Source organism: Bacillus sp. AFS018417, from assembly GCF_002560985.1.
GTDB classification, from domain to species: Bacteria; Bacillota; Bacilli; order Bacillales; family Bacillaceae_G; genus Bacillus_A; species Bacillus_A rhizoplanae.
Window position 1 is genome coordinate 109,876 of sequence record NZ_NTTM01000012.1, and the last position, 13,430, is coordinate 123,305.

Annotated in this window: 12 protein-coding genes and 2 pseudogenes; 7 read left to right on the top strand and 7 right to left on the bottom strand. The window is 35.2% G+C overall.

All coding sequences use genetic code 11. The features are described 5' to 3' along the window. Window positions 1–25: 25 nt before the first annotated feature. Both cspD and CN326_RS06390 read right to left on the bottom strand, forming a co-directional pair. Complete coding sequence (gene cspD / locus CN326_RS06385) at window positions 26–229, bottom strand: cold-shock protein CspD (protein WP_090911503.1); 204 nt, start codon at window positions 227–229, stop codon at window positions 26–28. Window positions 230–501: 272 nt separating this feature from the next. Beyond that, window positions 502–1,254, bottom strand: a pseudogene (locus tag CN326_RS06390) (class I SAM-dependent methyltransferase). 559 nt (window positions 1,255–1,813) lie between these two features. Here CN326_RS06390 and CN326_RS06395 point away from each other — a divergent pair. Together CN326_RS06395 and CN326_RS06400 are read left to right on the top strand one after the other, a co-directional pair. Next, a complete protein-coding gene (locus CN326_RS06395; RefSeq protein WP_098307364.1) occupies window positions 1,814–2,698 on the top strand; it encodes a GNAT family N-acetyltransferase in 885 nt (294 codons plus the stop codon). 470 nt (window positions 2,699–3,168) lie between these two features. Continuing rightward, on the top strand, window positions 3,169–4,719 hold the full coding sequence (locus CN326_RS06400) for a class I adenylate-forming enzyme family protein (protein WP_098307366.1): 1,551 nt from the start codon (window positions 3,169–3,171) through the stop codon (window positions 4,717–4,719). 156 nt (window positions 4,720–4,875) lie between these two features. On the opposite strand, the gene CN326_RS06405 is transcribed toward CN326_RS06400, so the two are convergent. From CN326_RS06405 to zwf, 4 genes and pseudogenes are all read right to left on the bottom strand, one after another. Beyond that, entirely contained in the window at window positions 4,876–5,469 is a 594-nt protein-coding gene (locus CN326_RS06405) for a TetR/AcrR family transcriptional regulator (protein ID WP_098307368.1), read from the bottom strand. A gap of 107 nt (window positions 5,470–5,576) precedes the next feature. After that, the gene (locus CN326_RS06410) at window positions 5,577–7,070 is read right to left on the bottom strand and encodes an NAD(P)/FAD-dependent oxidoreductase (RefSeq protein ID WP_098307370.1); all 1,494 of its coding nucleotides are present in this window, start codon (window positions 7,068–7,070) and stop codon (window positions 5,577–5,579) included. Window positions 7,071–7,650: 580 nt separating this feature from the next. Beyond that, window positions 7,651–7,855, bottom strand: a pseudogene (locus CN326_RS06415) (cyclase family protein); the annotation flags it as partial. Continuing rightward, on the bottom strand, window positions 7,842–9,356 hold the full coding sequence (gene zwf, locus CN326_RS06420) for a glucose-6-phosphate dehydrogenase (RefSeq protein WP_098307372.1): 1,515 nt from the start codon (window positions 9,354–9,356) through the stop codon (window positions 7,842–7,844). The pseudogene CN326_RS06415 and the gene zwf, both read right to left, overlap by 14 nt. Before the next feature lie 184 nt (window positions 9,357–9,540). Between zwf and CN326_RS06425 the strand changes: the two genes are divergently transcribed. After that, on the top strand, window positions 9,541–10,014 hold the full coding sequence (locus CN326_RS06425; protein WP_098307374.1) for a GNAT family N-acetyltransferase: 474 nt from the start codon (window positions 9,541–9,543) through the stop codon (window positions 10,012–10,014). Window positions 10,015–10,074: 60 nt separating this feature from the next. Here the strand turns inward: CN326_RS06425 and CN326_RS06430 are convergent, their stop codons facing one another. Then, on the bottom strand, window positions 10,075–10,401 hold the full coding sequence (locus tag CN326_RS06430; protein WP_098307376.1) for a luciferase domain-containing protein: 327 nt from the start codon (window positions 10,399–10,401) through the stop codon (window positions 10,075–10,077). A gap of 94 nt (window positions 10,402–10,495) precedes the next feature. On the opposite strand from CN326_RS06430, the gene tnpA reads away from it, so the two are divergent. From tnpA to CN326_RS06450, 4 genes are all read left to right on the top strand, one after another. Next, on the top strand, window positions 10,496–10,834 hold the full coding sequence (gene tnpA / locus CN326_RS06435; RefSeq protein WP_141524985.1) for an IS200/IS605 family transposase: 339 nt from the start codon (window positions 10,496–10,498) through the stop codon (window positions 10,832–10,834). An 11-nt stretch (window positions 10,835–10,845) separates the two neighbouring features. Next, window positions 10,846–11,952: an RNA-guided endonuclease TnpB family protein gene (locus CN326_RS06440; protein WP_098307378.1), complete on the top strand. Its 1,107-nt coding sequence runs from the start codon at window positions 10,846–10,848 to the stop codon at window positions 11,950–11,952. Between the two features lie 302 nt (window positions 11,953–12,254). Beyond that, complete coding sequence (locus tag CN326_RS06445) at window positions 12,255–12,614, top strand: hypothetical protein (protein WP_098307380.1); 360 nt, start codon at window positions 12,255–12,257, stop codon at window positions 12,612–12,614. A 205-nt stretch (window positions 12,615–12,819) separates the two neighbouring features. Beyond that, window positions 12,820–13,407, top strand: a complete 588-nt coding sequence (locus tag CN326_RS06450; RefSeq protein ID WP_098307382.1) for an O-methyltransferase — start codon at window positions 12,820–12,822, stop codon at window positions 13,405–13,407. Window positions 13,408–13,430: the final 23 nt, after the last annotated feature.

The following is a 13,430-nucleotide window of genomic DNA, read 5'->3' on the forward strand; positions in this document are numbered from 1 at the left end:
GTTAACAACCTTTTTATTGTCTAAATTATAGCTTTACAACGTTTTTAGCTTGAGGTCCGCGGTTACCTTCTTCAACTTCGAAGCTAACTTCTTGACCTTCGTCAAGAGTTTTGAAGCCGTCGCCAGTGATAGCTGAGAAGTGAACGAATACGTCGTTTCCGTCTGCAACTTCGATGAATCCGAAACCTTTTTCGCTGTTAAACCATTTTACTTTACCTGTTAATGTCATGGTAAATGCCTCCTAAAAATAAAAAAATAAATATAATATGATCCGTCTTATTTCTAAGAAAATAAAAATTCACATATTATCAAAAACCCATAAGGAACGCATATCATCCCTATTGATGCTTGATAATATGTGAAGTGGATTTGTCTGCATATTGTATTCTACCGTTTCATTTTACAACGAAATGAGAAATATTGCAAGTGATGGTAACATTTTTGGCTATTTTAACAAATGGCCTCTCCATGCAGGATTAACTTGCTTGGAGAGGTGAGGCATTATAAGGAAGCTACGATATAGAATCGATGTGCTTTTACTTCAATATACCCATTTTGTTGAATGGAGTTATAAGCACAAAGTAAGCGATCTTCATATTTGGATATTGAAAAATCAGGGATTTGCTATGGAACTGCTTTTAAATAATACACAATGCTTCCGATGTCGAAAAAGCGTTGATACGGGAATGCTTCTTGTTGCTTAAGAATTTGAAAGCCAGCTTGTTTTAGTTGTGAAGAGGCGTACTGCATGTTCCAATAACTATATTCACTTTCATTATATGCATGAAGCAGGTGATTTAATTCTAAATTATCTAATCCACCAACTTGCTGTGTAATAAAAATTCCGTTTGGTTTTAAAATTCGTTTTATTTCTAATTCACAATATGATTCATGTTTATTAATAATTAAATCAAATTGATTGTTTGCGAAAGGCAAACATGTATCATCCTCGACTGGATAAACAGAGACACCTAAAGGTTCTAATTTCGCTTTTGCTAAAGCTACATTTTGCGGATGGCCTTCTGTTGCTGCAGTTCTATCAGGAAGCGGGATTAACAAAGATAAAAACTCACCGCCACCAGTTCCCATATCTAGCATGCTATCTACTTTTTGTATATAGTGTAATACATTTGCTGCATAACTCCATGGCAGAGGTTCTGTGCTTAGCCTTCCGGTATCTGCTAAAAACGAGAAGTTCCACCCATGAAAAGGCTTATTCGCCTGTTTAATGAAATGGTAAAAAGTGTCCTTCATAGTAATTCCTCCTGAGTTATATGTTTATAGCTGTAATATATAAGAGGAGGTCCACGACATGAAATGAAGTTACTATATGTCTATTACATAGTGATACATATATGTACATTTCCTTTCTAAATGGAATATCTTAAGGGTTATTGTAAGATTTTAACGTTAATTAGCAAATGGAAAAATCAGAAAAAAGAAATTGTTTTCGTTTTTCTATTAATTAAGAAGAATAGTATGAAGGAGCTGAATTAAATATGGAAGTAAGATTTAAATTTTGTTAAGAATTTGTTGGAAATGATACTTGAAGACTAGAAAAATAACATTCGATCTAAAACACTGTTTAAACTAAACAATGAGAAAATACGAAACAAGAACCCGATATAAACATATTGGGATATCCTTTTATCCCACTTTTTTTAATGATGATTATATTTTTGTGAACATAAACTTTTTTTAAAAAATTATGATAATATATTGTAAGATAAAATTTATTCTTTATTTCACTTCTTACATTTTATGTTAAAAAATAAGGGGAATATAAGTAGTGATTTGTAAGTGGAGGAACAACATGGATAATCTTACAATTTGTGTTAATTATGCGTTTGAAAATGAACGAAGAGAACAATTATATGGGTTGTTCGAACGAGTATTTCACATTCCAGTATATACATTACAAGACTTTTATAAAAAGGGGTTTTGGGATGAAACTTACTCTCCGTTTACTTTATTTGAAGAAAATACAGCAATTGCAAATGTATCTATGTTTTCAATGCCAATGATGGTTGGGGGAGGGCGTATAAAAGCAGCTGGCATTCAGTCTGTGATGACACATCCTGATTATCGTAATAAAGGTTTAATGAAGCACTTGTTGTGTGAAGCATTGAAAAGCATGGATGAAGAGTATACATATTCATTTTTATTTACAGAAACACCAGAACTGTATACATCATTTGGTTTTCAAACAGTGAAAGAATATATATCCACTATGCAGTATGAAAAGAATGAACTACAGTTATCGGCTATTCGAAAATTAGATTTTTTTGATGTAGAAGATTTGCAGCTTATAAAAGATGTATTTGAAAATAAAGAATGTCTTTCGCGAGTTTTTGCACCACTTCACTATCAATCTTCTTTTTATTTACATATGTACGATGAAAAGTGGAACGATAAGCTTTACTTTTCAGAAGAAATCAAATCTATACTTATATACGAAGTTGTAGATGGCGTGTTGAAGTTATACGGAGTAATAAGTGAATTAATGCCTGTTTTAGATGAACTATGTGCAGTAATTCCGGAAGCGTTTCATACAATAGAGTTTTATTTTTCTCCAGATCAATTAGGAGTCGAAGATTTTAAGTTGAAATTATATGAATCAAATAAGCATTTTATGGTAAGAGGAGAACTTCCTATTGAATTTAACCAGGGTAAGTTTCCAATATTAGCAGAATTTTGATTTTTTATTTATAATTATCGAAAAATACTGATATTGGTTATAAACAAATAAAGCATAAAGTATTGTTTCGATAGAACAGTGCTTTACAGAAAGAAGTAAAAACACTCATCCAATTATGATTGATGAGTGTTTTTGTATCAGTAACATCGTTGAAAAAAATTCATAAGGAACAAAAACAACTCAAAGAAAAGTAGAGCAACTAAAATTTTTTTGAAATAATTGGAAATCAATATTCGAAAGAAGAAGTAGAGACAATTATCCAGTTGAAAAGCCTATTAATTAGGCATTTTAATGTGTTTTTAAATTAAAGCAGGGGTTTCAGTTAATAACCAATGGTGGGCATAAGATGCACGATAATAGATATGAGGTAAAATTAATTTTTACCAAAAAAATATTTTTTTACCAGATTGTTTTAAAATGATATAATTTTCTTAAAATTACATTTATTTAAATGAGGACTGGTGAAGAGTATGCTGACATTTGGTGCAGTTATAAAGCAAAATGCAAGTAAGTACAAAAATAAGCCTGCTGTTATTTTTCAAGATACAATCAAGACATATGAAGAGTTAAACATTCGCGCTAACAAAATCGGAAACGCTTTCTTGGATCGTGGCTTTCGAAAAGGCGATAAAGTAGCTGTCATGTTAAAGAATCATTCTGCTTATGTCGAGATCATGGCCGGGCTGTCCAAAATCGGAGTCATCATTGTACCGATAAACTATCGCCTGATTGGACCGGAAGTAGAATATATACTAAGAAACTCTGAAAGCCGGGGATTCATTATTTCAAAAGAATATGAAGGGATTGCCCAAGATTTACTTCCAAAAAACTCTCAATTAGACACCGTACTGGTAGTGGGTGGTGCGTCCAATGAAAATATGGAAGGGTATGTAGATTTTCTTGCTTCAGGCTGTGATGCGGAACCGAACATTGAGGTTCATGGGAAAGATACTTTCTATCTGGGCTACACTTCCGGTACGACCGGAAAGCCAAAAGGAGTGGTCATTTCCCATCGATCCCGAATACTGACAGGAATGGCCGCAGCTTATGAATACAAGATCGACGAATCAGATATTCACCTTGTTGCCGGGCCCGTTTATCATGCAGCCCCATGGATTTTTCTTGTTATGCAGCTGCTCGTGGGCGGCACCCTTGTCATTCATGAATCATTTAATGCAGAACAAGTGCTTGAAGACATTGAGCGATACCAGATCACAAACACGTTCCTTGCACCAACGATGTACAATTTCTTGATCAACACGAAGGAAGAAACAAAAGCAAAGCATGACATTTCTTCTATGCGTGTGTTGATTTCAGCAGGCTCGCCGCTGCCGACACAAACAAAACTGGATATTCTGGACTTTTTCAAAAAGGCCGATTTGAACGAATTTTACGGTTCGACAGAAAGTGCGATTACACTGAACATTAAACCGGGTGACATTCGCCGGAAAGAACGTTCAGTGGGACATCCTTTCCCGCTTGTGGAATGTGTAATTTTGGATGACGAGAAGAACCCGATTTCGAACGGTGAAGTAGGGGAGCTGTATTTTAAATCACCGTACAACTTAGACGGCTATTATAACAATCCGGATGCTGACGCCGCTTCGTTTTATCGTGGTTTTTTTACAGTGGGAGATATGGCGCTGCAGGATGAAGATGGATTTTACTATATTGTAGACCGAAAGAAAGACATGCTGATCAGCGGCGGTGTTAATATTTATCCGCGTGAAATTGAGGAAGTCCTTTATTCACATCCCGGGATTCTCGATGTTGCGGTGATCGGTGTACCGGATGCCGTGTGGGGGGAATCGGTTAAAGCCATTGTTGTACAAAGAGAAGGGGCTAATCTCATAGCAGAAGATATCATTGGTTACTGTGAAGGAAAATTAGCCGGCTATAAGAAACCAAAATCGGTAGACTTTGTCCATGAACTCCCACGCAACCCATCGGGGAAAATATTAAAAACAACATTGCGGGATTCCTTGGCAAATGATAGAAAAGGAATCTTTCATATTAATTAATTTTTTCTATTACGGAAACAAGTTGAAAAGCAACTGCGTTGATTAAGCAGTTGCTATTTTTTTATAAAATAGTAAACGTCAAGTAACTCCAAAATATACAATAAAGGTTAATTTTAGAGTTACTTGACGTTTACATAGATACTATATTTATATCTGTTAAGAACTCGATATAATCCGTAATAATAGTTTGATTTCTGGCATGGGGTAATCCTTATCACCATGAATATTTAGCGTCATAAGTCCAGAAAGGACAGTAAAGTAGCAGGAAATTAGATTCCGAGGATTCCCCTTAGCAAATACGCCTAATTTTTGCCCCTCTATGAATAATGGCTCCAATTTATCGACATAAACTTCCATAGAATATTGTTTGAGTAGCACTTTAGCTTCTTCGGGTACTTCATCTGATGTGCGAGCCTGATGAATTAGCATGAAACCAAGTTGATTTTCTTTATCGAGTATATGCTGAGTTAAAGCTCTTATTTTATCCATTGGTGATCCTGGTAGATGATAGAAGCATAGGCCATCAATTGATTCTTTCATTGCCCGTTGAACGAGTGTAGTGAAAAGTTCATCCTTTGATTTAAAATAGCGATAGAGAAGACCTGGGCTGATATTTGCTTCAGTAGCAATCATACTCATTTTCGTTCCGTTGATGCCCCGGCGTGCGAAGACTTTAAGGGCAGATTCCATAATTTGTTCCTTTCGCTCATTACGAATCTGTTGTAACTGATCTTCATTTAAAGGTGACAATAGGATTTCTCCTCCCCGCAATAGTATTTTCTAATAACTGAAGAAACAATTGTGATTTATTTTTCAAGCGCTGATGTATTTTCGAGAAAAGACTCCACTCAAAATAATTACTGATTTACTGACTTGAAAGCTGTCTGAGAGAAGGTAGGCACAATTTGATCTAATACGTCCTCTAATGGTTGACCATAGGTTAGTAAAAGCTCTTGGAGGAAGTGATGCCCTTCATTAGATGAAGTAAGAATGGTCTGTACCATTTTGGGATTAAAGATAGTATCTGGGGAGATCGCCAATGAATTTACTGACCAATACAGTCCATATAGTTCGAAATTGCGCTCGGTTGTTGCATATTTAAGATATAAATCCATATATTTTTGGCCAAAAGAAATTCCTTTCAATTGTTGTGAACTTACATATTCGACACCTTTCCACTGCAAATCAGTAGCACAATTGAGCCACCAAGCTGGCTCGATTACATCTTGTATTTTTTTGAGAACTCTTTGTTCAAAATGGGGAGTAGGATTCTTTTGTTGTTCTTGCAAGCAGGATTCGAGTACTTCTACTTCAATTGCAGCAACGGTCATTCCCTGACCAAAAATTGGGTCGTAAATACAGAATGCGTCTCCCAAAACTAATAATCCAGCTGGCCATCGGTGCATTTGTTCAAAGTGATGACGAAACAATTCTGGAACGCGATAACTTCGAGGAGAGGATATTGGTTCAAACCCTTGCAAGATTTCGCCGATTATCGGACTTGGGAGCTGAGTAATAGCCTGTTCAAAGTCTTCGGCATTTTTAGGAGGATAATGTCCACCTGGACGATAAAGTAATACCTCAGCTACATTATTTTCAATAAAGGAAAATACTCCTGTAAAAGTTTCGTTAGTGGGCTGCCCTGCAATGTTAATTGTATCCCATTTTTTTATGAGATGTGATAGATGGGAAGGAACCTTATAACGGCGGGTACTATATCCAAGAGAGACTTTCAAACGTTCTGAATCTGGTACATCATAGCCGTAATCTTGAAGCCAATTTACTAACCTAGAGGAACGACCACTGATATCAAATATCAAATCAGCATTCAGTATTCGTACTTGCTCGGATTTTCCACGTTCCCGGACTTGAATTCCTGTAACAGTTGTCTGATCTATCGTCATTAACAAGCCAATTACATTATGATTTGTCAGAAAACTAACATTAGGAATTTTTTGTACACGTTTACGAAGGGCCCACTCAAGCAATGCCCTACTAAACTTGATATCATTTCGTGGGTATTGCATTTCTATAGTGCCATATTGATTCATGTTATGGACTATTTTATTCAGTACTGAAGGCGCCCCTTGTGCTACTAAATCATTTTCATAGCCTGGAAAGAGTCGTTCTGTAATTAACTTACCACGCTGGGTAAAACGATGTGGATGAAAAGCTTGTGGAGTGCCAGATCGGTTGTCTGGTTTTTCTGGAAAATCATCTTTATCAACTATAAGCACCTCTTTATAATAAGCAGAAAGTACTTTTGCAGTTAGTAATCCTCCAATACCGCCTCCAATGATAATAGCTCGCTCTGTTTTCCCCTCTGTAAGTGCATACTTGGTATTAGTCATAATCGTAATCCTCCATTCATAAAGTGAAATTTTAATCAGTATTTTTTCATTCTACACTGATTATTAGTTGATCAAATTCGGCTTTTACTGCCCGTTCATACGGGATAAATGGTTTAACTAATGAGTAAATGAATCATTCATTACTAAGTTATGTTAATTTTTTGAAGTGTGAACTGGAAAATCAAAAATAATTGTGAAGTGACTCTTTATATCTGCATGAAAAATAAAATATTCTGCACCAATATAAGTGGAGAAAGCTAAGTTTGGAAGTTGAAAGGCAGTTGAAGTTTTTAAAAGAAAAAATTATACAAAAAGGCGCTATCCTTTCCTAATATGTCTACAGAAAGAACAACGCATTTTTGAATTTAATATATTTGTTTTGTAAGTTTGAAAATGGTGAGACTGTGTGAATCATAAAATGTATTTTGTGATGTATCTAATTTAATTGCTTGAAGGTGTATGATTGTTGTAACTACTTGTTAACATCACTTCTAATTCTTCATGTCGATAAGGTAGTTCAATCTCACGTAAGGTGGTACCTGATCCCTTGCTGTTTTTAAAAGTATTTTTACATATACGATCCTACTAATTTTTCTAATGAAATTGTTTCGAATGTTTTTCCTTCATTGATCATATGTAGAGGTACGTCAATATGTGTACCGCTATGAACATCTAACTCTATTCGGAGCGTTTGTTACTTTCGAAAATTTTGGTTGTTTTTCAAGCTTATTTTTGTAAAAAGTTATTCCTTCAAAAACAGGTGCTGTTATATCATATATTTTCATCATCGTTCTCTTCTTTAAAACGAGTTGTTATAGTTGGCCACCAATGAAAATCATCTTTTTCTAATAAAGCATCAGATTCTTTAGGACCCATTGATCCAGACTCATAGTTAGGGAAGTTTTCAGCTTTTTTGTTTGTCCAAACATTTGAGATAACATCAACAAATTTCCAGGAAAGGGCCACTTCCTCCCAATGCGCAAAATTGGTTGAGTCACCACGCATGCAATCATATAGGAGAACCTCATATGCCTCTGGTGTGTTCATTTTATCTGCACAGTTATTACAATAACTTAATCTAATTGGTGTTGATGTAACGCTGCTATTTGTTTTTTGGGCATTTAAATGCAGTGTAATTCCTTCATCGGGTTGGATATGAATAATTAGTAAGTTAGGGTGAGTCTTTTTTTCTTTATTAAAATATAGATTCATTGGTAAGTCCTTAAATTGTATGACAATTTCAGTCGACTTCTCTTGCATACGTTTACCTGTTCGAATATAAATAGGAATCCCTGACCATCTAAAGTTTTCAATCATGAGCTTACCGGAGACAAATGTTTCTGTATTTGATGCTGGATCTACCGCATTTTCTTCTTTGTAGCTAATCACATTTTCTTCGTTTACGATGCCGGGTCCGTACTGTCCGCGAACAAAATATTGTTCGACTTGTTCTTCAGTAAGTGATCTTAAAGCACGAAAAATTTTTATTTTCTCGCTTCGAATCTCATCTGCTGTTAATTTAATGGGCGGTTCCATTGCAAGGAGAGCAACCATTTGTAACATATGATTTTGAACCATATCACGGAGAGCACCTGAGGACTCGTAATAACGTCCACGATCCTCAACTCCTAATGTTTCACTTGAAGTAATTTGAACGTTAGCAATATATTGATTGTTCCAAAGTGGTTCGAAAATAGCGTTAGCAAAGCGAATTACTTTAATATTTTGAACCATTTCTTTTCCTAAGTAATGGTCAATTCGATAAATTTGCTCTTCTGTAAACGCCTGGCGAAGCTGGTTGTTTAGCTCTTCGGCTGATTCGTAGTCATGGCCAAACGGCTTTTCAATAACTAAACGAATCCATCCTTCCGTAGAAGTTAATCCTTCTGACTTTAAATTTGTGGCAATTGTACCAAAAAAATCAGGTGCCATCGCTAAATAAAAAATGCGGTTTCCATTCGTATTATAATTGTCATCAAGAGTGCTTAACAAACTTTTAAGCTCTTGATAAGAAGATACGTTTGTTACATCAAAAGGATGGTAATAGAAATGGGAAGCAAATGTCTCCTGATTTCCATCATCATCTGGAAAGTGGTTAACAGATTGTTTGACATTTTCACGAAATGTTTCATTAGACCAAGGTCTTCTTGCAACACCAACAACAGCGAAATCTTCAGAAATTTCTCCATTACGATACAATCTATAAATAGAAGGAAACAATTTACGCTTTGCTAAATCACCTGTTGCGCCAAAAATAACAATAATAGCTTTAGGAGTTTTTATCATATAATGGTCCTCACTTTATTCAAACTAAATTTACACTTAGTATGCGGTTTGTTTGGAAATATATGTAAAATTATTGTTAAATAATTTGTTTTAGCTGATAGGGTACATATAGTACATTTGAAAAAAGAAGGAGAATTTTAAACAGTAGAGAAATGTAGGACTAAATTAAAGGTGGAGGAATAAGATGAAAGTGCAATTGGGAGCAGTGACGAGAGAGAATTGGCAAGAGGCTCTAAAATTAAAAGTAAAAGATGTTCAAAATCATTTTGTACCTACTGTAGCAGTATCACTGGCTAAGGTGTATATTAAACCAGATGGTGATAATGTGAATTATCTGCCCTTTACAATTTATGAAGAAGAGCGGGGAATGATTGGTTTTGTGATGCATGCTTATGTAGAGAATACTAATGATATGTATTGGATCAATAGCTTTATCATTGATGAGAAACATCAAGGTAAAGGATACGGTCGAGCGGCGCTATGTGAGATGGTGAATTGGATTATAAAGCAATATAAACAGTGCAAAGAAATTCGCTTAACAGTTCATAAAGAAAACCATGCTGCTCGTCAATTATATAAAAGTTTTGGTTTTGTTGAAGCAGGGGAATTTGATCAAGAAGAAGATGTATTCCGCCTCATAATTAGCAGGGAAGAATAGATGATATATGGATTTAGTATAAAAGGTATATTAGTTGGAGCTAATATACCTTTTATATTTTTACATTTGGTTGTTATCTAATTTTTTTACGAATCTATCGTATTGTAAACGAAAAAGATGAATGAGCAAAGGAAGGTCATCTTCACTTTTCATGTGATAACTAATCCAACCAGAATTAGGTAAAATATGATGTGGTTGAGCTAAACCTTGTTTTAATATCTCATCTCTTATTGATTTTGGAAATGGCAAATCAGCTAATGTGTCTCCATGAACATGACCTAATTCTTTATTTTTATAATTAAATTCAACCCCGCCGTATCGATGTGGCTTTTCAGTCACACCTTCCCAGCTAAGAATCTCTTTTTTTAATATATTGCTAAGTGACATAATAGATCACTCCTTATAAGTTGTTTCCTTTTTTTTGCGTTGCGATATAATCAGTGTTAGATAAATGAAAGGCTTGTTATATTAATGAAATTAGATTAATCATTCAGTGTTCCGGTTGTATTATCATCTTGTTTTGATTGTGAAATATCGTAGAAAATTGATTGATGGTATCATATCTAACTATACGGAAGATGTGCTTGTTCGATTGGGTGAAAATTACAATATTTCCTTAGTCGAATGGAATCACGATTTTGACCATGTACATATTTTGTTTGAGATACATACGAATACTGAAATTTCAAAGTTTATTAATGTTTATAAAAGAGAACTTTGGAAAGAGTATTTTTGGTCAAGAGATATTTGCTTACTTATAACGGGTGGTTCGCCCATTGAAGTGATAAAGAAGTATATAGAAAATCAAGGTATGAAATGAGGTGATTCGATATGGCAAACAAAGCGTACAAGTTCCGTCTGTATCCAACACAAGAACAAGAGCAACTTTTCGCAAAAACCTTTGGTTGTGTTCGTTTCGTCTACAACAAAATGTTGGTTGAACGAAACGAAACATATGAGCAATTCAAAGACGACAAAGAAACCTTAAAGAAGCAAAAATTCCCTACTCCTGCCAAGTACAAAAAGGAGTTTGCATGGCTCAAAGAAGTAGATAGCCTTGCATTGGCAAACGCAGGGCTTAATTTGCAAAAAGCATATAAAAACTTCTTTTCTGGTCGTGCTGAATTTCCGAAGTTCAAAACTCGTAAAGCGAGACAATCCTATACAACCAATGTGGTCAATGGAAACATTATACTTTTGGATGGCTATATCAAATTACCAAAATTGAAACTAGTGAAAATGAAACAACATCGAAACATCCCCTCCCATCATATCATCAAGTCTTGTACGATTTCTCGAACAAAAACAGGGAAATATTACATTTCTATTCTCACTGAATATGAACATCAACCTATACAAAAAGAAATACAAGCTGTTGTTGGCTTAGATTTTTCTATGAACGGCTTATTTGTCGATAGTGAAGAAGGTAAGACAGCCAATTACCCTCGATTTTATCGACAAGCCTTGAAAAAGTTAGCAAAGGAACAGCGTGTTTTATCACGCAGAAAGAAAGGTTCTAATCGTTGGCACAAACAGCGTGTGAAAGTAGCGAAGATACATGAGAAAATTGCAAATCAACGAAAAGACTTTCTACATAAGGAATCGCAAAAATTAGCGAAATTGTATGATTGCGTGGTTATCGAAGATCTCAACATGAAAGGAATGTCACAAGCCCTTCATTTTGGCAAAAGCGTTGCTGATAACGCATGGGGCATGTTCACGATATTTCTTCAATACAAGTTAGAGGAGCAAGGGAAAAAGCTTATCAAAATAGATAAGTGGTTTCCGTCATCCAAAACTTGTTCATGTTGTGGTCAAGTAAAGGAGTCTCTTCCTCTTTCTGAACGCACATTCCACTGTGATTGTGGTTTTGTGGCAGACAGGGATTGGAATGCTGCTATCAATATCAAACGTGAAGGATTACGATTGTTAGTATAATCATATACAGAGCATGGAACAGGCTCGGTAGCTAAGTAAATTTCGTATCATTAGGTATGATTACCTTAGAAGCTCCTACTCTAAGCAAAGCGTAGGTGGAGGGTAGTTCACTAGTATAATATGTTTTTTCTTTGCTGTTTATATCGTTCAAAAGTATGAATGTATGTACGAAAATGGTTTCAGATATGCAGTTTAGAGAATCGATTTAAGTTTGGATTCTGACAGTATCTTTGAACATTCTTGGAATAGACATGGTATAATTTGGGAGGTAGAACCGGTATGAAAAAGTTAGGAGGGAGAACATGGGAAGAGAAGTACACTTTGATGATGAAGGTGTAGTTTTGAAGTTGAATGGAGTAACTGGTTTTTTTGCGTTGAAACTATCCTTAAAAATGCCATTTCATACTATTAAAAGTGTATATGTTGATTATTTTGATGCTCCGCAATGGATGCTTCGGATGCCTGGAACATCTGTTTCTTCTCTTAATATCTTTGAAGGAAGTTTTAAATATGCAGATGAATGGTATTTTCTTTCCTATGAAAATAGAGTACCTCTCGTAATGATCGAATTAGAGGGTCATGAAAAATACAAGTATGTTGCTTTTGAAATTGATGATCCTACTAAGGTGGCAGCAGATGTTAGGAAACGTATGAGAGATTAATGTCGGATACTTGTTTCTATATGAGTGACGAGTAAAGGGTGATCTAATTACTGAAATTGGATCACCTTTTGTCTATCTTGTATTTAATATAATAATAGTTCGCCTTCATACAGGAAAAAGCCTTTCTAATGGCATATAATTGTAAGTAGACCTACATTTCATTTTCAGTATCATCCATGTGCAGCAAATATAAGGGGGATTATGTATGAGAATAGAAGTAGAAAAGTTACTGCAAAACCTTGAAGTATTCGGATTAGAACATGATTGTACAAAAGAAACGAGGGAAGAAAAGCTGCGCAACGTGTCTAAAGAGATGGGGCAGTTTTTATCTATTTTGGTGAAAATGTGTGAAGCGAAATATATTCTAGAAATTGGAACGTCGAATGGATTTTCTACGTTATGGCTTGCCAATGCCGCAGAGGAAACAAGAGGAACTGTCACAACAGTTGAACTCTCATCGAAACGAGTTGCACAAGCAATTGAAAACTTCCAAAAAGCAAACCTCACAAACTATATTCATATCCATAATCAAGAAGCTGGGGCATTTTTATCAGAACAGATAGACAAGTCGTATGATTTTATTTTTTTAGATGCAGAACGAACACAATATATGTGGTGGTGGGAAGATTTAAAACGTATTTTAATGCCTAAAGGAATCATCGTCATCGATAATGCGACTTCGCATGCGGAAGAATTACAGAAGTTTTTTGAGTTAGTCGAAGAAGCGGAGAACTTTGAAACAGTGTTATTGCCTTTTAAGATGGGTGCCTATGTAATGCGGAAAAATAGCTGAAAAGAATATACAAGAGGAAGTGT

Coding starts and splice junctions, on each gene's coding strand:
- cspD (WP_090911503.1), bottom strand. CDS start 229: ATGACATTAACAGGTAAAGTAAAATGGTTTAACAGCGAAAAAGGTTTC.
- CN326_RS06395 (WP_098307364.1), top strand. CDS start 1,814: ATGGATAATCTTACAATTTGTGTTAATTATGCGTTTGAAAATGAACGA.
- CN326_RS06400 (WP_098307366.1), top strand. CDS start 3,169: ATGCTGACATTTGGTGCAGTTATAAAGCAAAATGCAAGTAAGTACAAA.
- CN326_RS06410 (WP_098307370.1), bottom strand. CDS start 7,070: ATGACTAATACCAAGTATGCACTTACAGAGGGGAAAACAGAGCGAGCT.
- zwf (WP_098307372.1), bottom strand. CDS start 9,356: ATGATAAAAACTCCTAAAGCTATTATTGTTATTTTTGGCGCAACAGGT.
- CN326_RS06425 (WP_098307374.1), top strand. CDS start 9,541: ATGAAAGTGCAATTGGGAGCAGTGACGAGAGAGAATTGGCAAGAGGCT.
- CN326_RS06430 (WP_098307376.1), bottom strand. CDS start 10,401: ATGTCACTTAGCAATATATTAAAAAAAGAGATTCTTAGCTGGGAAGGT.
- CN326_RS06440 (WP_098307378.1), top strand. CDS start 10,846: ATGGCAAACAAAGCGTACAAGTTCCGTCTGTATCCAACACAAGAACAA.
- CN326_RS06445 (WP_098307380.1), top strand. CDS start 12,255: ATGGGAAGAGAAGTACACTTTGATGATGAAGGTGTAGTTTTGAAGTTG.
- CN326_RS06450 (WP_098307382.1), top strand. CDS start 12,820: ATGAGAATAGAAGTAGAAAAGTTACTGCAAAACCTTGAAGTATTCGGA.